The organism is Pleionea litopenaei (assembly GCF_031198435.1).
In the GTDB taxonomy this organism is placed as follows: domain Bacteria; phylum Pseudomonadota; class Gammaproteobacteria; order Enterobacterales; family Kangiellaceae; genus Pleionea; species Pleionea litopenaei.
In genome coordinates this window covers 2080001-2104426 of the sequence record NZ_CP133548.1, presented here as the reverse complement: position 1 = coordinate 2104426, position 24426 = coordinate 2080001, and the positions used below count along the sequence as shown (strand labels likewise).

At 41.2% G+C, this 24426-nt stretch carries 13 protein-coding genes; 6 read left to right on the top strand and 7 right to left on the bottom strand.

Annotated elements, in window-relative coordinates:
* Positions 1-313 precede the first annotated feature (313 nt).
* Together Q9312_RS09485 and Q9312_RS09480 are read left to right on the top strand one after the other, a co-directional pair.
* Positions 314-1249: a hypothetical protein gene (locus tag Q9312_RS09485; protein WP_309204369.1), complete on the top strand. Its 936-nt coding sequence runs from the start codon at positions 314-316 to the stop codon at positions 1247-1249.
* 12 nt (positions 1250-1261) lie between these two features.
* The gene (locus Q9312_RS09480; protein WP_309204368.1) at positions 1262-5419 is read left to right on the top strand and encodes a hybrid sensor histidine kinase/response regulator transcription factor; all 4158 of its coding nucleotides are present in this window, start codon (positions 1262-1264) and stop codon (positions 5417-5419) included.
* Positions 5420-5714: 295 nt separating this feature from the next.
* On the opposite strand, the gene Q9312_RS09475 is transcribed toward Q9312_RS09480, so the two are convergent.
* Positions 5715-8957, bottom strand: a complete 3243-nt coding sequence (locus Q9312_RS09475; protein WP_309204367.1) for a hybrid sensor histidine kinase/response regulator transcription factor — start codon at positions 8955-8957, stop codon at positions 5715-5717.
* A 458-nt stretch (positions 8958-9415) separates the two neighbouring features.
* Between Q9312_RS09475 and Q9312_RS09470 the strand changes: the two genes are divergently transcribed.
* The 3 genes from Q9312_RS09470 (at position 9416) to Q9312_RS09460 (ending at position 17202) form a co-directional block, all read left to right on the top strand.
* A complete protein-coding gene (locus tag Q9312_RS09470) occupies positions 9416-11659 on the top strand; it encodes a PKD domain-containing protein (protein ID WP_309204366.1) in 2244 nt (747 codons plus the stop codon).
* 529 nt (positions 11660-12188) lie between these two features.
* Positions 12189-13106, top strand: coding sequence for a hypothetical protein (locus tag Q9312_RS09465; protein ID WP_309204365.1), 918 nt, complete (start codon positions 12189-12191; stop codon positions 13104-13106).
* Between the two features lie 70 nt (positions 13107-13176).
* Complete coding sequence (locus Q9312_RS09460; RefSeq protein ID WP_309204364.1) at positions 13177-17202, top strand: hybrid sensor histidine kinase/response regulator transcription factor; 4026 nt, start codon at positions 13177-13179, stop codon at positions 17200-17202.
* Positions 17203-17223: 21 nt separating this feature from the next.
* Here the strand turns inward: Q9312_RS09460 and Q9312_RS09455 are convergent, their stop codons facing one another.
* The 4 genes from Q9312_RS09455 to Q9312_RS09440 form a co-directional block, all read right to left on the bottom strand.
* Positions 17224-19332, bottom strand: coding sequence for a peptidase domain-containing ABC transporter (locus Q9312_RS09455; RefSeq protein ID WP_309204362.1), 2109 nt, complete (start codon positions 19330-19332; stop codon positions 17224-17226).
* Positions 19329-20573: an HlyD family secretion protein gene (locus Q9312_RS09450; protein ID WP_309204361.1), complete on the bottom strand. Its 1245-nt coding sequence runs from the start codon at positions 20571-20573 to the stop codon at positions 19329-19331. Before Q9312_RS09450 ends, Q9312_RS09455 begins: the two co-directional genes overlap by 4 nt.
* 105 nt (positions 20574-20678) lie before the next feature.
* A complete protein-coding gene (locus Q9312_RS09445) occupies positions 20679-20858 on the bottom strand; it encodes a hypothetical protein (RefSeq protein ID WP_309204360.1) in 180 nt (59 codons plus the stop codon).
* Between the two features lie 77 nt (positions 20859-20935).
* Positions 20936-22060, bottom strand: coding sequence for an MvdC/MvdD family ATP grasp protein (locus Q9312_RS09440; RefSeq protein ID WP_309204359.1), 1125 nt, complete (start codon positions 22058-22060; stop codon positions 20936-20938).
* 392 nt (positions 22061-22452) lie between these two features.
* Here Q9312_RS09440 and Q9312_RS09435 point away from each other — a divergent pair, with 392 nt between their 5' ends.
* Positions 22453-22944, top strand: a complete 492-nt coding sequence (locus Q9312_RS09435) for a hypothetical protein (protein WP_309204358.1) — start codon at positions 22453-22455, stop codon at positions 22942-22944.
* On the opposite strand, the gene Q9312_RS09430 is transcribed toward Q9312_RS09435, so the two are convergent.
* Both Q9312_RS09430 and Q9312_RS09425 read right to left on the bottom strand, forming a co-directional pair.
* Positions 22913-23692, bottom strand: a complete 780-nt coding sequence (locus tag Q9312_RS09430) for a peptidylprolyl isomerase (protein WP_309204357.1) — start codon at positions 23690-23692, stop codon at positions 22913-22915. The genes Q9312_RS09435 and Q9312_RS09430 overlap by 32 nt on opposite strands.
* Positions 23693-23812: 120 nt before the next feature.
* The gene (locus Q9312_RS09425; protein ID WP_309204356.1) at positions 23813-24274 is read right to left on the bottom strand and encodes a hypothetical protein; all 462 of its coding nucleotides are present in this window, start codon (positions 24272-24274) and stop codon (positions 23813-23815) included.
* Positions 24275-24426 lie beyond the last annotated feature (152 nt).

The window sequence follows — 24426 nt, the reverse complement described above, 5'->3', positions numbered from 1 at the left end:
TTGACGAAACACACTAGACTGCATCTCGACGGTTGATGCGCAATCATTTAACGAAGGAACGCATTTAATTTTTAGGTAAGGACATCCAGCATCGACCGAATCAACTTCCACTTAGGTTGTTTTTGTCGCGATGGATCGTGACGCCCCTTCTGAGGGTTTTGTGAAAGCTTAGCCCTCAGAAACTTCCCTTCGAATGTAACTATTTCACAGACTGAACAGTTGATCATGAAGTCACTATTTCAAAGTGTTATATTTGCGCTTAAATCGCGATTGAAGAATTAATTGCTATGGAAAGTTTTTGCAGAGGGATGCTATGAAAAAGATTTTAATTTTACTTCTATTGGCTTGGGTAGCCTGTTTGCAAGCCGATGTTTACCTTGATGATACTTATTATATGCAGTGCAGCGGTTGCAGTAATGATGGTGACTTTATTAACAAGGCGCGGCTACATTTTGAAAATAACTACCCCTATTCTGAAGATATTCCAATCAGCGGAATTCATAAAAATTACGTCTTGGTAAACTCGGTCATCAATCGTGTTAAAACGGTACGTGTTAGTTGGCAGTCGCGAGTGATTAATGGACCACGGGGGAGACAGAGAGGTACCGAAACGGTAATGTCCGCTGTGGTGCGTCCGAATAGCCTATATACGGAAGAAGCCTATTCGATGTTTTTAAACAATAATCAAAAATTTGAAGACATGTATGTGTTTGATCCTTACCTGGGTTTTACGGAGTCGATTACGGGAACATGGAACAAACTTTATCTAGGAAAAACCAACGTTGATTGGTCGGGCAATGGTAGCTTTTACGAACAAGCAAGTACATTGATTGAAGCTCGACTAGGCCTTAGTTATATCAACCCGTTTCATTTTGTTAACACACCTTTAGCGGTAGAGTTGGAGTCTAACGATGATTACTTTGTTGTGATGATTGCGGATACGAACTTAGACGAGTCTCGTACGTGGCAAGTATTTTATATAAAGGATGACAATGCCTACTTGGATGAGAGTGGCAACCAGCTCAACCTTTTAAATTTAGTTAACGCCAATCACTTGTGTTTAGCGACTGGTTATGGAGAGACCTGTCGTGCTGTAGATTCGGATAATCAAGCTTATGGAGGAATATTTGCTAGGGCAGTTGCAGAGGTTATTTATTCCGACGGGTGTAAAATAAATTGTCCGCCACCGACAGGAGGTTGCCCCGCAGGCTCAACGACGTGTCAGGCTGGTAATGGCAGTCAACCTTAAGAATCGAATCTTTTGCGGCTGATCACTCGATTAATTCTATTGCTTCTAGTTAGCTACTGGCCATTGGTCAGTGGTCTAGAGCCGGTCATGCATTTTCGCCATTTACACACCCAGTTGTCGCAAGTTTCTGTGACTGATATTTCTCAAGACTCGCAGGGTTTTATTTGGCTGGGAACGAAAGATGGTTTAAACCGCTTTGATGGCCATCAGGTTCGAACTTATCTTCAGCAGCCGCAAAGTGATGGTGCTGTTGGCAATTTGATCAAAGATTTGCTGACGACAAGCAGCGGTGAACTTATCGCTATCTCTAGTGCTGGACCGCTAACTTACTCCGCTAAAACAGATAGTTTTACCTACATTGAAACGCTAGAAGACCATCAAAACCGTCAGCATGTGACATCGGTAACTGAAGATGGACGTGGAAACCTATGGTTTGCGACTAATGTTGGCAAAGTACTTCTGCTGAATCAAGAAACTAAGACGCTTTCTGAATTTCCTGTTAATGATGAGTCGGGTATCGTTCATATTAATCAGGTGATAGTAGGAAATGAACATACGATTTGGCTAGCGTCTCGAACAGGGTTATGGGTATTAGATGACTCTGAAGAGAATTTTCAGTTGGTCTCTGGTTGGGCCGCGGGAGATAAAGAAAAAGATCGTCATCCTGTTGAAAGTATTGCGTTGTATCGGTCAAATATATTGATCGCTACTTACGAAGGACTTTATTCGCACAACGTCAAACGCAACGAGAGTGAGCGAGTTTTTTCCGAAGCTTTATACCCACAAGTAAAAGACGAACGAGTGCGATCGATAACCGTAACCGAAAAAAATCAAGTTCTACTTTCGACCTTTGATGGATTAATCGAGCTAGACTTTCCGAGCCGACAAATATCGAAAACTGGATTTTTGAAGAATTCTCAGTACCATTTGCCTGATAGTACGGTGAATTTTTCCTACGTGGATGCTCAAGGTATCTTGTGGGTGGGAACCGATCGTGCGGGTGCTTCGTTTACTCAATTTAATGAACAAATGGTCGAGCATTATATCGCCGACAATAACTTACCTGAGTGCCTATCGGGTAATGCTATCTATTCATTAACAAGAGATGCGAATGATAACTTATGGGTTGCGGTTTGGGGCAAGGGACTTCACAAAATCAACTTAAAGACTCAACACTGTGAAGTCTTTGATCGGCATACTCTGCCATTGGTCAATCAAGCTTTGAAATCTATTGTCAGTATGCAACAAGGAAGTGACCATGAATGGTGGTTTGGCACGGCTGGTTTAGGCTTGCTTCATTTTGACGGAGTTAAGTTTAATCTATTTGCTAATGCGAATTTACCAGAGGATGGCTTGCTCAACCTGGATGTATTCTCGATTGAAAAAGAAGGGGAAAGCTTATGGTTAGGAACGCAGGGTGGTTTGGCAAAGTTTGATATGCGTTCACATAAATTTACGCATTTCAGTAAGTTGATGATAGCCGGAAGTGAACGTATACCTCAGATTTTCAATTTACTAAAACAACCGAACAGTCCGTATCTCTGGATAGGTACTCAGCATGGACTAACTCGGCTTAATACACACACAGGTAAAGTCGATTTAGAAAAAATACCAAAGGCACTTTTGGAAATTACTTCGCCGATTTATCGATTTTATTACACTGACTCGAGTCACTTATTGATTGGTACTGGCGGAGATGGTTTGTATGATTACAATCAAGATAATGTACAACATTATACGCAACAACAAGGCCTGCCAAATAACACCGTATATGCCATCGAACAGGATTATTTGCAGAACATTTGGGCGAGCACTAATCAAGGTGTCTTTAATTTAAGCTTAAACTCTCAATTGATCACTAACTATTCCGTAGAGCAAGGGCTTCAAGCCAATGAGTTTTCGACAACCAGTACGGTTAATTTGCTCAAGAATAAAATCTACTTTGCAGGATTGAATGGATTTAATGTAATAACGAGTAAGCCAGAAGAGCGAGCGCTATTATCTTACTCTCCAGTCATAACGGAATTTTTTATTGATAACAGCATTGTCAACACCCAAGAGGTTTCTCGATATACTCAAGGCCTGTCGATTGGGTTGTCAAACAACATTGAACTAAGTTATTTAGATAAATTCGTTGGTTTTGAATTCTCTGCTTTAAATTATCTATCTGGAAATAACACTCGCTATCGATATAAATTAAGTGGCTATCATGAGCAGTGGCTAGAAACACCCAGGGGCTCTCGAACCGCGAGTTTTTCCAATTTGCCTTCGGGCAGTTTTCAGTTAATTATCAATGCAACAGACGCTTCAGGACAGTGGAGTAATAAAGTGACTTCGATTACTTTAAATGTTGCGCCTCCTTGGTGGCTGAGTTTCTGGGCAAAGATCGCTTACATTCTACTAATTGTTGTTACGCCTCTCGTTATATTCCGCTATCGTTCAAGATCGTTACTTAAGCGAGCGGCAGATCTTGAAGTGGCCGTGAGGCTTCGCACAAAAGAGCTCGCGGTACAAAAGTCGATTGTCGAGAAGCTATTGCAACAAAAGAACAATGAGTTTATTAATATTTCGCATGAGTTTCGAACACCGTTAACTTTGATTCTTGGCCCGGTTAAAAGGCTTTTAACGCACGTTAGTGAAGAGCAAAAAACGTCTTTAAAGCTAATTCAAACCAATGCAGAACGCTTATTGAAATTAGTCGACGAGCTTCTTGAAATTGAAAAGCTAAAGGTCAATAAAGCTTTGCCTAAACAGTTTTATTTACTCGATGGCATCGTAGAAGATATTGTTTATGCTTATGAGTATGCGGCGCAATCTGCAGGATTAGTGTTCCGCTCACATGTTGAAACTGGAATATGTGTCAATGTTTTGCACGATTCGATAGAAAAAATCATATCAAATCTATTGTCTAATGCGATCAAGTACAATCGAGAAGGCGGTAGTATCGATCTAAGTATTACGGCGTCTGGAGACGTGTTAAACATTCAAGTATCAGACACTGGTATTGGAATGCCGAAAGAAATTTTGAATCGTGTCTTCGAAAAGTTTAAGCGAGCTGAAAATGGAAGTTTAATTGCTCAAGGGAGTGGTGTAGGGCTATCGGTCGTACAAGAAATTGTTAACGCTCATGGCGGGACTGTTAAGCTACAGAGTAAACTGGGTGAAGGGACAAAATTCAGTCTATCGATACCATGTGTGATCGAGAATAAGCAAAAGCAGACTTGGTCAAACTTATCGGAAGCGTCAAATTTACAAAGATCGCCTGATGAACAGCATCATTCTAAAAGTGAGGTATTCTCTTTAGGGGAAGACCTTAACCCTGAGCGACAAGTTGTCGGCGAAAGCTTTCAGTTTGATACGTCAACACTTGATGATGACTCTCCCGTTGTGTTGGTTATTGAAGACGATCCTGGCATGCGATACTACATTGCTCAAGTTATTGGCGAGCAATTTCAATGTGTAACGGCCACGAATGGCGAAGAAGGGATAAAGATCGCTAAGAATTTGGTGCCTGATATTATTGTGAGTGATGTCATGATGCCCGGTTTGAGTGGTCATCAAGTTTGTAAAACGTTAAAGTCAGAAGAAACCACCAGTCATATACCGGTGTTGATGTTAACCGCTCGAGTGGACAAAGATAGTCGAATTCAGAGCTGGGAATTACTTGCAGATGAGTATTTAACTAAGCCGTTTGATGATGACGAAATTATCGTACGAATCAAAAGTCTCTTAAATTTAAGAGCCAAACTTCAAAGTTATTATACGAAAGCCGCTTTTAGTCCCGCTCTTCAAGTCAGTGATTCAACTATAGAGTCATCCACCGATTCATCCATTGATGAAGCGTCAGCCGTCTCTGAGAGAGACTCTCAGTTTATTGAAAAAATCAAATCGCTCTTGGCAGAATCATTCAGTGACGATAAGCTAAATGTTGATTGGTTAGCGCAACAGTTATTTATGAGTGACCGACAGCTTCGCCGTAAATTGAAAGCTCTTATGGGGATTACCCCAAACGAGCTGATTAAACAATTTAGAATTGAAAAGGCCATGGTCATGTTGAGAAATGGCGAAAAACCTTCCGTTGTTTCTTTTGAAGTTGGTTTTTCATCACACTCATACTTTAGTCAAGAGTTTAAAAAATACACAGGGAAGTCGCCCGGTGATTATGTTTAGACATTAATGTGGATGAGTTAAAACCCTATTGTGCATCAATAATTTTGAACGTGGCAGGCGCATTAAATTTTGACATAGGTGCTTGAAGTTTTAATTTAGGTGCTTCTGTACATCGGAGATGACATTATTGGAGTATATACTTTCCACATAGAAAGCGAGCCAAATGTTATCTTTTTGTTTTTATTGAAGAAAAATTCAATGGCTTTGCTTACTATGCAGTCAACGGGCGCAAAGTACGTTGCATTTACAATCAGTACATTCGGTGGTTATGCCATTTAACAAGCGCATGTTGTGGTTAAATTTCCGTTGCGCTTACTTCTTTTTGTATTTTTGTCGGCGGGATTTGATAACGCTCTCTAAACGCTCTACTAAAAGTTGAAAGGCTTTGAAAGCCAACCGCATAGGCTACCTCACTTACTGTGCCATTGTTTTCTTGCAACATTTCATACGCAGTTTCTAGTCGTCTCTTTCTCAATAAGCTTTTTGGAGAACATCCGTATACTCGTTTCGTGTATCGAAACAAGGTGCTTCGAGTCATGTTTAGCTCAGTAAACATCTGTTCAACATCGAATTCCCATTGTCCCAAATTTTGAGAAATTAAACGTTCTAATTTCTTACATCGTTCAGATTCCTGAGATGAAACGTGTTTAACCAGTGACTGATCTTTCGCTTGTAATTTAGAGCTTGAGCGAAACTGTTGCAATAAAGCTTCTGATAGTCGTTGTTTCTGATTTAGAATACTGAATACTTTCGCTTTGAGCTGGTCGCTATCAAATGGCTTGGTTAGGTAATCGTCAGCGCCTTGCTCCAAGCCGGCAATTATATTTTCTTTGTCTCCCAATGCCGTGAGCAAGATGAGCGAAAGATGGGCAAGCTGTTTGTTTGAACGGAGGTTTTTAAGCATTTCAAAGCCATTCATCTCTGGCATCATAATATCTGAGATGATTAGGTCGGGCTGCATTTTTTCAGCAAGCTCTAAGCCTATAGCGCCATTTTCTGCTTCGATAATGTGATAAGTATCTTGAAGTATTGTTTTGATATAGGCTCTTATTTTATGGTGGTCATCAATGACTAAAATAACCTTTTGTTGTTGGTCATTATTTGAATTATGGCTTTTCTCGAGTAGATTTCTCTCGAACAAATCTTGTTTTGGTAGGTCTTGTTCTAGTAAGTCTCGTTCTGGCAAGTCTCGTTCTGGCAAGTCTCGTTCTGATAAGTTTTGTAGAGGCGGTTTTTGTCGATGTGTATCCTTCGCCAGATTATTGAAATTTGAAGAGCTAGCTTGTGAAGCATCCTGCGTGACCAATGATTCTATTGCAACAGATTTTTGCGCTGGAACCGAAGTGATTTTTGATAAATGTTGTTGATTGATTGGTCGAGCAATGGTTAATGGGAATGCCAAATTAACTCGAGTACCATGCTCTTCTCGGCTCGATATATTGACAAGGCATTGATGTGCGTCCATAAGCTCTTTAACGAGCGATAGCCCAACGCCAGTGCCAGGTGTACTTTGGCTTTCGGAAGACTTTCCTTGATAAAATCGTTCAAATATATGGGGCAGCTCGGCTTCTGAAATTCCAGCGCCTTGGTCTTCAATCGAGAGCGTTAAAAAGTTATCTGAAAGATAACTTGAAATTCGTAAGCATGAATTCGTATAAGCAAACTTTACAGCATTCGATAAGACATTCGCTATGATTTTCTCTAAGTGCCCTCGGTCAAAAAAAACTTCATAGTCTTTAGAGAGTTGCAGTTGATCGACCTGAATGCAGTTATCTTTGAGTCTTAATTGAAATCGATGCAAGCACTGATTGATTTCAGAATGTAGGTTTAACCATGTTGCATTTTGTGGCAGCTGGGCATGATCAAGTTGCTCAATGTTAACCACATCACCTAGCAAAGTCATCATATGTAAATTGTTTTCTAATGCGCACTCGATGGCTTCTCTTTCAAATGCGGGTAGATTTTCGTTGGCCGATTGAATTTGTTTGAGTGGACCAATCGATAGGGTCAATGCGGTTCTAAACTCATGAGAAATATTATTGAAAAATCGTTGTTTCGCTTGGCTCAGTTCACTAATCTTTTTTCGCATGGCCGCTTCATTTTGTAGCAATCGATTAAGTTTCTTACGTTTATGCCATTGCATAAGTAAGATCGCAAAGGTGGCAATAAGTATTACGGTGAGTAGCCATCGGCCAAGTCTTTCCGTTTCTAAACGTTCGGCTGCAAGTACTGACTTCTGATGCAAATGTTCAATTTCTTGCGCTTTTTCTTTGGTTGCAAATTCTTCTTGAAGTTTTAAAACTTCTTGACTGTTGGTCTTCTTCACGAGGTCGAGAGAGGCTTTATGATATTGCTGGTAATACTCTAACGCCTTTTCTGGTTGTCCATTCAGTTGATAGGCGATGGCGTAGTCTTCATAGATCCAAAGCAACGATTGTTGATTATCTGTTTTTGTAAAGAACTTTTCAGCATTCTTTAAAGCGTCGATGCCTTGTTGGTGTTGGTTTAGATAGCGATAGGCAATTGCCATATTGTTGTATGAAACAGCTTTCTCATACTCGAGATTTCTTTTTTCAGCTAACTCGATGGTTTTTAGAGCGAGATCAACCGTACCTTGAAAATCGTCTTCATTGAGTCTTAGGTTTTGCTGCACAACTAAAGCCCAAGCTTCCGCACGATAAGCTCCAACACGCCGAGCAAGGGTTAAGACTTGCTGCTGTAATACAGCACCTTGTTGACGATAGTGCTCTAGTTTTTGTTGTTCCTTAGCTTGAATGGCCGGGTCTGCATTTTGAACCTTATGCCACTGTTTATTCGCCAGCATGTAGTAAATATTCATTTTATTTGCCAATGCAGCCGCTTCGGTCATGGCATCATCATTATCATTTGCAATCGTGATCATTTGATTGCTGTACTCCAGCGCATGATCGTAATTACCCATGTGATAGTAGAGTTGTACCAGTTGGTGGTAAATACCAAGTTCGACACTCACGTCGCCTAACGATTGTGCCAGTTCAAGGGCGTGCATTAGTCTTTTGAGTGCTATGTCATAATCGTTTTTACGTACACTCACACTTCCGGCAATATACAAGTACCAAAGCTTTAGCTGTGATGCTTCTGGGTGATTATAGCGAGCACTATGAGATGCTAATAGTTGCTCAACCCCTTCAAGCTTTTGTAAGTGAAGCTTTTTCTGAATGGCCAATAGTGCGATCCAGGGTGCGAGATCTTTGTGCCGTTGATATTCAGCAATGAGTTGGTCGATGGTGGACTCTGCTGCCAAATATTGGCCAGTTTTGAATTGTAATTGGGCAATGAGAAATTGAGCATTGAAGCGATCGTGTAGCGTCTCTTCTTTTGACTTTGCAAGGGTTGATTCGAGTAAAAATAACGCCTGATGAGGATCTTGATATTGCAGTTTTTGAGCAATGGCAATGGTCTCATTAAATGAAGTATAGGCGAATAACTTCGCAGATAGTGAGAAACTCATCCATATTAGAAGGTTTGATATTTTCAGAGCTATTTTCTTCGCTGCCATGAATGACTCATTGGTATTAAATGATTCCTTTCAGTTGGCTATACAACTGGGGATGCATTATTGTTTTAAAATTTCGTTTTTGAAATCTTTCGTTGTTGTAGGCGCTAATATCACGTAAAGCGACACACGGTGTTTGCTAAAAAGTGGCAATTATTTAGCAAAAGATCGCATATCACTATTTATTGCGGATTCGCTATACAAGCTCAAGGATTTTTTAGTGGTAAAAATAGCATTGCGTTTCTATTTAATGCAGTTAGAGATATTTTAAGTAAGAGGATTTTTCGCTAATTAATTGCGACTTTTAAGCAAACCATTTGCTCGATAAACGGTTAAGTTTTCCCCAAGCTCGTTAATTTCAAATACAGCTCAGGTAAATCAATCAAGCCAATCACCCTTGTGGTTACTTGAACATGACAACTGAGGTGTAAATAACAATAAGCAACATGGGGACCAACATAATGAAAAATACAGCACGTTACCTATTTGTGCTCGGCATACTCTTTACAGGGTTTGTCCAGAATCATTTATATGCAGCAGAGAAAATTAATCAATCGATTAACCTGGCCGGAAACCGGCAAGCAACTTGGTATATTCCAGATGGCCAAGCAGACACCTGGGTAATCCTTCAGCATGGGTTTCAACGTAATAAGAGCAACATGGATCACTTCGCGACAACGTTAATGAACAATGGCTTTTTAGTCTTGACGTTGAATACAAGTGTGACGGGTGGGAATCCTTCTTTAGCAAGTGACATGGCCGATGCGGTGATCGATTCGATGCCTTTGCCGCCCAATAATTACCCATTACCTAGTCAATTAATCTTGTCGGGCCATTCTGCTGGTGCATTGTTTGTGACGCATTTAGGCGCGCGTTTGATGGAGCGAGGTGATCAGCAGTTAGTTGGCGCAATTCTACTCGATCCTGTTGATGCCAATGATGGAATGGGCGATGCAATGCAAGCGATGGTGAATGCGGGTCGTCCGGTTTATTCGATTTTGGCCAACGCCAGCTCTTGCAATTCAAGCAATAATGCGGTGGGTCCGTTAAATGATTTGACCAGCGCATTTGTCGGAATCAAGTTGACCAATAATTCTAAGCACACCGACGCCGAGGGTGACTCAACCGGTGGCATTATTACCTGGCTATGTGGCTCTCCAAAAGATTACAACGTCGTGTATCTACAAGATTTTGCGCTCAACTGGGCGCTGGACATGAGCGCGGGAACGATTAACCCAGATTATTACCCAGGCGGGAGTAAAATCGCCGCATTAATCGCTGCAGAAGATGGCGAATTGATCAAACAAGGCGCGGTTACTTATCCTCCGCAAGCTGACTTTGCGTTCAGTGCCAATGAGTTGTCTGTGCAATTTAGCGACCAAAGCCAAGACGCTGATGGCTCAATTGATAGTTACGCTTGGGATTTTGGTGATGGCAGCAGTTCTGCTTTAGCTAGCCCGAGCCATACCTACTCAAGTGCGGGTACTTATAACGTATCTTTGACCGTCACCGATAACGATGGCTTAACGGGCAGCATCAACAAAAGCGTCACTGTCGTTAACGGTGGTATCGCGCCCAATGCCGCGTTTAGCTTTTCAGTTGACCAATTTATCGCGGCTTTTACCGATACGAGTAGCGATAGCGATGGTTCTATCGTGCAATGGAGTTGGGACTTTGGCGATGGCAATGGATCTAATGCGACCAATCCGATGCACACTTACGGCTCACCTGGAACCTACAACGTAACTTTAACGGTAACCGACGATGATGGTTTAACCGATAGCGTCACGCAAGCGGTTACCATGACTTCTGGAGGCGGGTTAGCCAATCCAACTGAGCTAACCGACTTAGCCGCAGCGCAAAATCAAGCCTTGAATTATTTTATGGACGTTCCGGCTGGTGCGGCGGATCTAAACTTCACGATTAGTGGTGGCAGTGGTGATGCAGACATTTACATTCGCTTTGGCACGGCACCAACGACCAGTCAGTATGATTACCGTCCGTATAAAAATGGTAATGACGAAGTCGTTGATATTGCGACCCCACAAGCTGGTACTTGGTACATCATGATCCGTGGCTACCGTGCTTACAGTGGCCTGAAATTTAATGCCTCCTACAAAACACCGGGCGATAACATGGCACCACGCGCCGCCTTTAGTTCGAGTGCAAGCGGTTTGTCAGTGAGTTTTACTGATGAATCGAGCGATAGTGATGGCAGTATTGTGTCACGGCTATGGAGCTTCGGTGATGGCAGCCAGTCAACGGACGCGAATCCGTCTCATCGCTACTCGCAAGCTGGGACCTACACCGTAACCCTCGCCGTATCAGATGACGACAATGCCTCGGATAGTGTTAGCCAGTCCGTTGTCGTGACTGACGCTTCCGACGATGAATTGCAAAATGGCCAGGCGCGTACCGATTTAGCCGCCGATACCGGACAAGAGCTGCACTTTGTATTGAATGTTCCGGCCAATGCTCTCAATGCGCAATTTGTAATCACCGGTGGAAGTGGTGATGCCGATGTTTATGTTCGTTATGGTGCCAAGCCAACTCAATCAGAGTACGACTATCGACCATACCGTTATGGAAATGAAGAGACGGTTACCGTGGCTGGGCCACAAGCGGGTCAATGGTTCGTCATGGTGCGAGCTTACAATGCCTTTAGTGGCGTTTCCCTGACAGGTTCTTATGATGACAATGAGTAACCCCCTTACTTAAGTTCAATAAGTACCTTAAGAGGCCGGGTGAAAACCCGGCTTTTTTATTTTTTTTAGTCCCCAGAAGGGCTTATCGAATGCCGAATGTATAATTTACAGAGATTTATAACCTTTTGAATAAAAAAGAAAAAACCAATAAATGTCGGAAATTAATAAGGAAATGGCGCATATTGATAACGCGCAGTAGGTGGATAATTCAATTTGCGATGGTAGAGTGCATTCCGAGTTCAGCAGCCATGATTTTTACGCTAAGGATAGCGGCGAATTGTGAATTGATGTCTAAGGATGGGGCTGCTGTTTTTCACCTAAAATCATTCCATTTTTCTGCTCCAATCAGGCGTTCGGCCTGAGAATTTTCCTATTAGTGAAGGCGTATGATTTTTACGCAACTCACTGCGACAAAAGCGAGTTAGTTTGTTGTTTTGTGATCGCGTAAATATTTACGCTGGATAACTGTGTTAATGTACCGCTGCCTGAGATATTTTGTGCAGCGGAAAGCTATATTAAGGATTAATTTATGAAAATTTTATTTCGTTCTCTGGTGCTAATGGTTGCTGTGTTTGGTGCATGCAGTGGATCAGCGTTCGTGACTAAAGATAATGTTCGCTATGCATCATGCTATGACTGCGTTTCTGATGCAGATTACATCGAGTTAGCACAGCAGCACCACTACTATTTTGGCAGCCCAAACTTGATGATTGTTGTTGATGCTAATCCTTCAAGTATCATTGGTGATGTTACGGCTGGCTCAATTCGCCAAATTCGCAAAACCGTGCAACGTCGAATGGATTTCTCTAATCCGAATGAGCCTATGTTCATTGAAGAGGTCTCCTTCTCCCTTGAGTCAGTCGATCTTGCTTTCCAAACGGCCTATTCCAATTACATCTCTCAGCTAAGCAGTATGAGCACAAATGACTACACCATGTTTACTAGGAATGTCATTGAAGTCACTTTAGATACCTCGACCACTAATATTACATGGTTGAATAGCAGTAACTTTGCGAGTACTTATCAAGGTGCGATTAATCAAGCCGTTGGTAACGCAAGCTTTGATCCGTTTTTCTTCGTCGACAAGTCGTTGATCGTTCGAGTGAATACTAACGATGGTTATGCCGTGACCCTCATTCAGAAACCAGACAATAGCTATCAGTGGGATGTCCTTTACACAACGCAATTAGGCAGTGATAATTTGGTGACCGTGACAGGAAGTTCAATATCTCCGACAGTAGCCTATGATGACTTTTTTGTTTGTGCGAAAAGTGTTCAATACGTATTTTGTCGTCAAACTGACTCAAGCGGAAATATATTAGCCGGTTTTTATCGGACTAGTTCAGCAAAAGAAGATGAATGGATAAGAGATCCGCGAATTCCACCTCAATGTACTGTTGGAAATTGTCGTTCGAATCCGCCACAGGGAATCGACCCAGAGCTGTAGATTAAACATCTTTTCTGAGCCTAATTTACGTTAGGCTCAGTCGATGTTCAGTAAATAAGGGATTGCGTTTTTGTTACATAGAATTAAGTATTTGGCGTTTTCTCTAGTATTGTTCTGTTGCAATGGCTATGGAGAAATTTCAAAAAGAATTAATCAATCATTTACTCACGGTCCCGAATTTACGACTTCTGCCGTGTCCGACGATGTTGGTGCGCTTTGGTTAGGTGCGAATTCTGGTCTTTACTATTACGACGGTGTTCAACTAAAACCGCTGAATAGCTTAAATAATAATCTTACCGATTTACGAATCACTGACCTGACAATTAATCAACATCAATTGTTAGTTTCAACGCAAGCGGGCATCAATTTAGTTAACTTACCCGATCAAACATCTCAAGCCTATACCGACAAAGTGAATAGTAATGCGCTCGGCAATTACTTTATCGGAAGTCATTTTAATCGCGATCTCTGGTGGGTGACTAATCGTCTAGGTGAAACGCGTGTATTTACACAACAACTGTCTTTGACCAAAACCATCGCGCCTCCTAAAGGCTTTACCGGATATGCTTATCGAGTCCTTTCTTGCCACAGTGATCAATTATTTATTGCAACATCAGAAGGGCTACTCAAGATTAATAAGACAAGTCAAAGCCATGTTGCTGAAAGAGTTGAGCAGTTTGGGAAAGAGGTTATTGTTGATATTCAATGCGAGCAAGAATCGCTCTGGGTGGCTACCAATGAAAAAATTTATTTGCTAGGAGTAGATAAGGCAAAGTTAAGCATATCCGATATTGGCGATGCAGATGACCGATTTGTCACCTTCGCCATTGATCAGTCGAATTTATACGCTGGCACCTTTCAAGGCAAAATCATTGAGGCTCAGAATCTAAACCCTAGCGAAAAACTTAAACTAAAAACTTGGAATGACCCTCCACCAAAAATTGAACGAATCGAAATTGCGGACGAATTTACCCTGCGAATTCACACTCAAGGTGACGGAATGTTGTTGGTTCAACGACAGCAAGCCATTTTCAAACACCTGAGTTACGAGAGCGACAGTCTATCTTGCGTAAAGACTCGAGGGATTTATGCTACCAAGCAAAAAGATAAACAGGTTTTCATTAGTGCGTTCAATGACGGTGTATTCAAAATTGATGTTGCATCAGGTGTTTGTTCATTGTTAACAACAGAACGCTATCGTAAATCGTTTCAAAATGTATATTCATTGGCATTAGGTGATGGCGACAATGTTTTTGTCGGCTCCGCTGGTGTGGGGCTTTATCAATGGAATGGTAAAAAGCTTACACTCGTTAATAGTAATAAGTTAGAGGATTATGCCTTCAACAATATTAATAATATTTATCTCGAGGGAGAAAAGCTCTACCTAGCCTCAATGTTAGGTCTGATTGAGTTTTATCCTAAAAGTAGAGCGTTTAACGTATTTAGAGACTCAAGTACTAACTCTGCATTAATCAATCGAATACAAACGATAACTCCGTTAGATGATTTTTTTATTCTAGGCACCGATTTCGGGCTAGTAAAATTTGATCGCAGAAATGGTTCATTCCAGTCATTCAGTGAGCTCGGTGATGTAGGAACCGTTTATGCCTTTGCTGAATTAGAAAATCGAAACTACCTATTCAGTATTATTGGTAAAGGGACCTATATTGCAACTATCAATAAACGATATGAACTAGAAAATATCAAGAAGATCTCGTCAATATCGTCTTACAGTTTTGTAAAAGATAATCAAGGTCGCATTTGGGCTGGCACAGAAAAAGGCATTTATCTTTGGGCAGATCACTCTTTTTTTAAAATTGGTGAAGACTTTGGTTTAGAGGATGTTAGCTATGAAGTGGGAGCGAGCATTTCTCAGTCTGGTGAGCTCATCGTTTTTTCGGGAGCAGACGGACTATATTGGTTTTATCCTGAAAACCTCGATATATCCAAAGAAATTAATAATCCAACGGTCTCGGGGTTGAGCTTTCATGAAGAGCTCAATCGCTATGATTATATTGGATCTTATCAGGGTGTTCAGTTAGATGAGCTTAAATCAATACAGCTAAATCACTCTCATTCCTTATTAAAAATAAACCTTTCAAGTTATGAGTATGTATTTTCAAACACATTTAAAATGCGTTACCGAATACCAGGCGTCATTGATGAATGGGTTGAAGTTGAAACTGGAGAACCTATTGTATTGAATCGATTGCCTATTGGCCATTACCAACTTCAAATGAATGCATCATCACTTAGCGGAAGATGGTTAAATGACTTTAATCAAGTTTCAATTGAAGTACTGCCTCCATGGTATTTAAGTAATATCGCAAAAATTAGTTACTTACTTTCAGCAATCATCATAGTCTTGGTATTTTATTATTTTAAAACGAGAAGACTACAAATGCGCGCGAATCAGCTGGCAAAAGCGGTAGATTTACGAACTAGAGAGCTAGCCGAAGAAAAGCAGAATGTAGAGCATTTATTGCAAACAAAAAATCGAGAGTTCGCCAATGTATCTCACGAGTTTAGAACGCCACTCACGTTAGTTTTGGGTCCAGTTACCAGACTGCTGGAACAAGAGCCTGACAACGAGAAAAAAAATAAATTAACCTTAGTTAAGAAAAATACATTTCGTTTGATGCGCATGGTTGATCAGCTCATTTATTTAGAAAAGCTGCGTGTAAATAAAGCGATGAAGCGAAAGCCAGTTCCGGTTAGCCAGTTGTATAAATTTATTACCGACTCCTTTGAAGATCTTTGTCTATTAAGAAATATAAAATTTCGAGTCGAGTTTGAAAATGACATTTGGTGCTTATCGACAAAAGAGTCAGTCGAAAAAGTAATTCTTAATCTACTGTCAAATGCTCTGAAATACACTCCTGAATACGGTGAGATAAGAACGGTACTTTGCCGAAAAGGAGAATCTTTTGAATTTTTAGTTGAAGATACAGGTCTTGGGATCCCAAGCGAACAACAGTCGCTAATCTTTGAACGCTTTGAGCGTGTCAATGATGAAAATAGCGAGTCAATTACCGGTGCGGGTATCGGCCTGTCCTTGGTCAAAGAGTTACTCGATCAACATAACGCCACAATTGAACTATCCAGCCAATTAGGCGAAGGTAGCACTTTTACAGTGACCTGGCCGAGAATCGAAGCGCCTATTGAAGGAGCGATAAGCGAAATATTGAGTTCGGAAGCGGTGGAGTTAGAGCTAGAGTCCCTTAAAGGTCAAAGCTCTCAAGTTGCCGCTAACCTCAACGACTTTTCGGTCGATGAAAATGATGATAATCGCGCATTGATTCTGGTGATTGAAGACAATGCTGATATGCGAGAGTACATAAAAGAAACCGTCAACACTAATTATCGCTGTATCACAGCAAAAAATGGGGCAGAAGGAATCGAACTCGCTTGCGAGCACATACCGGACCTAATTATCAGTGATGTTATGATGCCTAAGCAGGATGGTTTCGCCGTCAGTGAAAGTTTAAAAAACAATGAAAAAACCAGTCATATTCCGATCATACTCTTGACCGCGAGAGGAGATAAAGAAAGTCGTGTGACAGGTTGGCAAAAGAATGTCGATGAATACCTGACTAAGCCTTTCGATGAAGATGAGTTGTTACTCCGGATAGATAACCTGCTGTCGATACGAGAAATACTAAGGCACCGATTTGCCCAACAAACCGTTCAAGTGGGGCTGTCTAGCGAAGGTGTTGAATCGCTTGAGCAAAATGTTGATGTTCAAGGCACGGATGACAATGTATTTGAGATCAGTTCAATTGACCAACGGTTTTTGAGTAAGTTGGATGAAACGATTGACGAGCATTACAGCGATAACAAGTTTAATGCGGCGAAACTCGCTTTAACGCTAGGTTATTCCGAAAGACAATTACAACGGAAGCTGAAAAGTTTAATCGATTATTCTCCGAATGAGTACCTTAGACATTTTCGTTTGAATAAAGCACATTCAAGATTGGAGCAAGGCGATCTTATTAAAGTTGTTGCCTTTGAGTGTGGTTTTTCAACAGTGCCACATTTTTCTAGCTGTTTTAAAGCAAAGTTTGGAAAGACGCCTAAGCAAGTGCAGGGCAACTAAAAATCATTGGTTTGTAGTACATTAGTGAGCCGAGGGATTGTTAATGCGAGAAATATCAATAATGCGATCCGCTGACTCAATGGTTTCTTTGCGATGAGCGATAGAAACTCGAGTAATCGCGAGAGATTTTATTGCTTCGTTCACTAGTCGCTCAGTTTTAGCATCGAGATGCGACGTCGCCTCATCAAGCAATAATATTTTCGGCTGTTGATACAGCGCTCGCGCAATTAAAATGCGCTGTTTCTGGCCGCCTGACAATGCGGCACCCATGTCACCTACGAGTGTGTTATAACCCATTGGCATCTGCATGATGTCATCATGAATTGCAGCCATTTGTGCGCATTGATGAACTCGCTCAAAGTCAATCTTGTCTGAGAAAAACGCAATGTTCTCCGCTAACGATCCAGAAAGCAGTTCATCGTCTTGTTGAACAGCCGCTATTTGACGACGATAATTAGTGATTCCAATGGTCTTCACATTCATGCCATCTAAAAGTACTTCACCACTAACAGGTTCCAATAAACCCATCAATATTTTCATCAGCGTCGACTTACCTGCTCCCGAAGGCCCAACGATCGCAACAGACTCACCGGGGGTAATATCGAAATTAAGACGAGCGAATACAAAAGGTTCATTTTTACTAAATTGAAAGGAAAGATCGTTAACTGTAATTCGACCCAGTATGAATTGATCGCGGGATAAATCCTTGGTACCGATATTTTCGGGCTTTGAAAGAATAATGTCGCTTAATCTTTCTAGGTGCAGTCTAAGCATCTTAAATTCAATAAATTTCTCAATTAAGGTGACAGACTTATCCGTAAATTGTTGTTTGTAAATAAAGAATGCAAAGAACATCCCAATCGATAATTGGTTATTAATGACTAACAGTGTTCCCACTACGACAATAATAATACTTTCTAAAGATAGCAGAGCGTCGACCACCGCTTTAAAGCCAACATCGACTTTTAATAATCTTACTTGTGAGTTAGTCGCTGACACAAAATAGCTTTGCCATAATGATTGTCTTTGCGCCTCTTTACTGAAAGCCTTAATGGTCTTAGCCGCTCTAATGGTCTCCATAAAGTTACTATTTTCTTTTGCTTTTGCGCTAAGCTCCTCTTCTTGAGCGATTTTAAGCGGGGTGTAAAAGATTGAACGAACGATGGCATAAATAGTAATTACAGAAAGAACAATGGTGGCCAAAGTTGTGCTGTACATAAACATGAGAATTAAAGAAATGATAACCATGGTGCCATCGACAAGGGCTTCGACAAAACCTTTAGAAATAAAGTCTCTGATGGGATAAATAGATGAAAATCGAGAGACAATATCACCCACGTGTCGACTTTCAAACCATTTAAGCGGCAATGACATTAAATGGCTAAGAATATTATTACCAACCTGAACGGACAGATGACTTGATAAATAGATAATGATATGTGATCTGAGTAAATCGGTTCCGACTTTAATAGCTGCAAAGAGGGAAAAGCCGAGCGCCAGCGCGTAAAGCAATTTAATATCTTCTGAAATTACAATGCTGTCGACCGAGAACTGCATAAATAATGGTAGAATCATTGAACAGAGTTGTATGATCACTGAAAGCAGTAGTATTTGTGCTATAGACCGTTTGAGCCCATTGGCCTTAGACCAAAGCTGCCAAACTTTGAGTTCAGTCGTATCTTTTATTTGCTCGAAGTTTTGCAGTGGAGTTAACTCCAGAGCTATTCCGGTAAAACTTTTAGACAAGGTTTCAAATGTAATCTGACGCTTACCGACGGCAGGGTCGTAAATTGTAAATTGATTATCTTTGCACTCAGATAAAACCACAAAATGGTTGAAGTTCCAATGCAATATAGCGGGCAGCGTGAGTTGATCAAATAACTCAGGTTCAAGTCGCAACGCTCGAGTGGCAAAGTTGAGGGTTTGAGCATTACTGATCAGGCTTTCTAATGTAGCGCCTCGCGAAGTGACTTGAAACTTTAATCGCATGCTATTGAGATCAACCTGGTGCCCATAATATCCTGCAACCATAGCTAAGCAAGCGAGGGAGCACTCTGACATTTCAGACTGCAAAATAAGTGATACTTGCTTCTTTCTCTTAAAGGCGAGGGATGGCAAATGAGCGTTCATGATTGGTCCAAAGATTCGAATATTGGAAACAACAAAGCTTCTATTAATGGTTGTTTAGATAAAACAATGTCGGCGTTAAAAACCAACCCTGAGGTTAAATGGTATGTTTCATTGTTGTAACTTAACGACTGATCATTGATAGCCACTTTAACGCGGTAAAACGGCTCTGAAATATAAACCGGGCTGCTGTTGTCTTGGTGATGAGTTATAGTCTTAGGCAGTTCTTTGATACGGCCTTTATAAATGCCATAACGCCTAAAGGGAAATGCTGAGTATTTAATCATTATTTCTTGATTCAATTTAAGGTCACCATAAAGCCGGCTAGGCACAAGAATAGACGCTTCATATTTTGGCTCTAACGGATAAACTGTAAACAGTAGGTCACCTCGTTTAACTTCTTGGTGCAGTTTTATGTTCATTGAAGTAGCACGACCATCGATGGGACTGATTAAACTCGATGTCGACTCTCGTTGTATCGAAGCTTGCTGAATATTAATATCAGCGAGCTTTTCTTTTAGTTGATTGATTTCAGAGGCCATCGTTATTTTCAAAAGATTTAACTCACCTTTCATGGTTTGCATTTGTTTTTTCTTTGTTCGGAGCTCCAGCAGAGCGCTCATATGGCTGAGTTGCTGTTGAGCATGCTTTTCAGATATCTGTTCAAATTCTTGTAGAGAGATATGTTTCAGTGAGCGTAGCTTTTTGGCTTGTGATACTTTCTTTTCGGCCATATCGAGTAAGTGCTTTTCGACCGATGTTTTCTCTTCATACTTCTCGATTTCAATAAGCAATGAATCTAACTGATTCTGTATGATGATGCGTTTTTCAATGTTTAGCTGTTCTTGGTTGATGATTCGTTGCTCGATGTATTGCTTTTGTGCAGATAACTTTTCAGAAATGAATTGGTCGACATTACTGACATCTTTTGAATGGTATATGGAGTCAATGATTGCCACGAGCTGCCCCTTTTCTAGCAAGGAGTCTTCACTGATGGAAATATTTGAAATGCGTCCATCGATGGGCGCGTAGATTTTTATTTCCCCTGACGTTGGTTCAATATAGCCTTGAACGGTTTTGACCTTAGAGTACTCAGTAGAATAAGCAATCAAAATGACGAATAGTAAAATCGTTGAAGTAAAAAGGGTGAAACGTTTATAGCGTGGTTGAGAGGCAATAGTGACTTCGCCGATTAGGCGTTCGGTCTTAGATTCGATGGCTTCTTGGCGAAATAAGTTACTCATGCGTTATAAACCAAATTAGCAGATGCAAGCTTATTTAAAGCAGTTGCTTCAAACACAGCTGTTCAAACGAAGGGTGTGGGCGCCTTTCGGCGCCCGTGTAATCAACTAGAAATCATCAGTAGGATTTGCATCGTCGATTTGGCCACGTAGGAATGGACCGCTGTAAGAATGGCCACTACCACCAGAAGCAGCACCAGAAACCTGCTTAAGTTCTTCATTGCTGATTTCTCGAGCAACCATACGACCTAAAATGCGATTTTCTTGTTTGTCAGTTTTGTTAGACATAAGTTTTCTCCTTAAAGTTAAATTTGCCTTATTGGCGGTTATTACCGGCTCTCAATACGAGAACCGACAAATTCTTTTTAATCTGTTGGAAATAGTGTTCGTTCTGGCTCTAGATGACTGTTTCGGTCATCGGCGTTTAAGTTATTTGCAGTTTGCTTAAGTGTGCCTTCATATCTTATGGATGACTTCGAAGGTGCCCATTGAAAATCGACAGTCTTAGCGAGTAAGAATTCGCTAAATGCATCAAGCATCATAATGTCGGGATTTAGCTCTTCGACCCACAAGAATTGGCCCATAGGATTGACTTCTAAAAAGATATATTCGCGATCGGGTGTGACAATAAAGTCGAAGCAACCAAAAACTATGCCGAGTTGTTGCATGAGCTTCCAGCATTGCTCAACAATCTTGTCAGGTAGTTGGTAAGGGCTTACGGTCATTTCTGTTTTCGAATATGAGCAGGTACGCCAGTCAATCACTGTACTTGCATTGTCTTGAGAGTGAAGCTTTGCTGCGATGGGCATCTTGCCCATAAAGGTCACTCTCAGTTCGTAGGCTTTTTCTTGATAGGGTTGAAAAATACCTGGCGATAATCGTAGGTATTCATCGCTCGGTAAATCTTCCTCGGATATTTTTGAGGTAATAACACTATAGAAGCGATCTTCGCCAGTCCAACCCAATTGATTTAGGGGTTTGTAAATAAGATTCCCTTGATGCAGTTTGATAAACTCACGAATTTGTTCTGGCTGATTACTGATCAAGGTATCGGGTATCTTTAAGCCAACCTGTTTAGCAATTTTTAGTTGCAGTGGTTTTAGGCCGGAGTAAGAAACGGTATTAAAGTGGTTCACCCAAAAAGCGTTCGGATTAACGAAATGCCAAATCGATTTGGCCAGAGCAATGGATTCGCGTCGAGCTTGAATGCGATCGCCTTCATGCAGATCTTTTGGTAATACTGGTTCAGAAGGTCTGCGATGCCAAACCGTGTCAAAGTCCGCGATGTTGAATTCACCTTGAAGCTCATCTAAGAGGATGTATGTAGCGTCTGAATGGGTTCCAACATTTACATAGTTAATGTATTGCTTAGTGGGAAAGTCCGTAGCGTGCCAGCGGTAGCAATCGTGTCCTTTTTGACGGATTGCTTGCTCCACGGCAACGGCATGAATATCTCCGCTATACGTTGGTATTAATAATTTATTACTCATGTTATTCCTTTTCCCATTCTTCTGTTGGCTCTTAACCCGAGCAACAATTCGGTTGATGCCTTGAGTGTCAAGATGCCTTGCTGCTCAAGTGAAGCCATTGTTGTTCAAGTGGTTTGAATGATCGAGCAAAGGCTTTTATCGAATTGCGACGTTTATTACTAAGACGCGTCAATTCAACGGGTTAAGTCATTCAGTGACGGTTTTTAAAGGGATAAATGCGTTTATTTGAGGAAAGAAATTAGAGCAAATATTTAGTGGGGTATGAGCGAGTGACTCCAATGGATGCTTTCTTTCTGATTGGTTTTTGATATATTTGCCAACCAAACATCGATCAGCTCTGAATGAGCATCATGATTGATAAAGATATTGAATAATCAGTGGTGTCAGTCAGTATGAAACAAAGCCCAGAGAAAGAAGAGGGTAATAAAGCCCATCAACAAGACAGCGAAAGCTCTGATCGTTCAATGACTCCATCGAACTGGTATCATTTGAAACGTCTTGGGGTTTTTCAACTGAAGCTGGCGGCAGATGCGATTCGCGACATTCTTTTAAGTCCGCTTTCAATCATAGTAACCCTGGTCGACATCTTTGAGAGTGATCCTCAAAAACGAAAACACTTTGATCGTCTTTTATCGTTTGGTCGCCGTACTGAGCGAAAAATTGACCTATTTGAACAACACCGTGACTCTGATGATGAAGAAGTGAGTATTGACCAATTGGTTGATCAGATTGAACAGGTGATCAAGCGAGAATATTCAGAAGGTAAAGTATCAGGTAAAACACGAGGGGTTCTAGAGAAGGCATTGGGGCGAATTCGAAACGCCCCAATGGCCAATAAAGAGCAGTCTGCGTCTAAACGCGACGACGCCAAAAAGCCAAAATAGATAAAAGCAATGCCGATAAGGGGATTGCACCGGTTTTAGTCGATTCTGAGAAAGGCTCTTCACTGACGTTATCGATTAAAGTGTTGGGAGTGGGGTTAAGTCCACTAGCTGTATCTACCGTTGCATCGGTGATGACTAAATTTTCAACAATGATAAAGTTGGTGCTGTCTGGCGTGACAGGATCAATGTTGTTGTCTGGATCGCCATTAAAGTCTTCTTCAGTGTAGTCGCGTAGCGGAAGTTGTCCGAGCGAGCCGCCAAAATTGAAGATATCAAAAGCAGCAATTGTATCGACAATATCCATTCCAGCGGTGACTTGCCCAAATACTGTGAAACCACCGTTTTGAACATCCAAGTTTGCGCTGTTATTTTCTAGATTGATAAACCACTGAACGGTTGCGCTGTCTGGGTTGCCGCTCAGCTTCGCCATCGCAATGGTTCCGCGAACATTTGAGTAGACGGGTTCATTAACAACTGGGGGCGCAGTTTCGATGCCGGTTAAGGTATCACTGCCGTTATAAACATAGCCGCCGCCTTGTAATACAAAGTTTGGCTCTAAACGATGCATAATAGAACCGTTATATGATCCGTTGTTAACATAGGCTAAGAAATTCTCCACGGTTTCTGGAGTTGCATTATCAAATAGATTGACTTCGATTGTGCCTAAGTTTGTTTGTATTTCTACAACGGTAGCCTGTGCGGATAAAGTAAAAGGCAAAATGACCGCAGCAATTAGTTTTTTCATCATATATATAGGTGCTTAGTTATTAGTTTTAAATTAAGGGTGCAAAGACTAAGCGAATCTGTCTCAGAAATCTACCGACAATCGCTGAATCTCTAGTCTTCGACCGATAAAAGGAGACATCGTTCAGCGAGCGAGTTTAATTTTTCCTGAGCGTAGCGTATCTGTGATGGTTCGACCGTTGGTTCGACAGTGCCTTACCAAGACATAGCGAGATAGATGCCCTTCGGGCGTTCTCTCCGAACCCCAATAGGCAAAACTTAAGTTTAATGTTCGAAATCGTACAAATTGTTTGAGCCGCTTTTCCATCGATGCGTAGCTACTTGAGGGGACGCGACCTCGATAAGATTCATCGGTATGCTCACTGATGGCTTCAAATTGTCCTTCCATCTTATTGGAATACTCTTCTTGATCGAGTGTTAATTTATCGAGGCACTCTTCTATTAGGCGTTTGGCTTCTCCTTCTTCTAACTTATGAATGGGTATCTTAGGTTCCGGCAATCCGGCGTTGGTCGAAGAGGGATCTTCGGAACACGCAACTAATAGTGTAACGATGACAACTATTAATAGATGTCGAGTGACTACCATAGGGCAAAAGCTCTGAGTTTCTAATTCATTTAACTATAAGCCTAGACGCTTCGCATGGCTTTTGCGCAGTGGGTTAGTACAAAAATCCGCCTTTACTGCCGCTTAATTAGCCATATTGTTCTATAATTGCTCAGCTTTGAACTTTTTTTGAA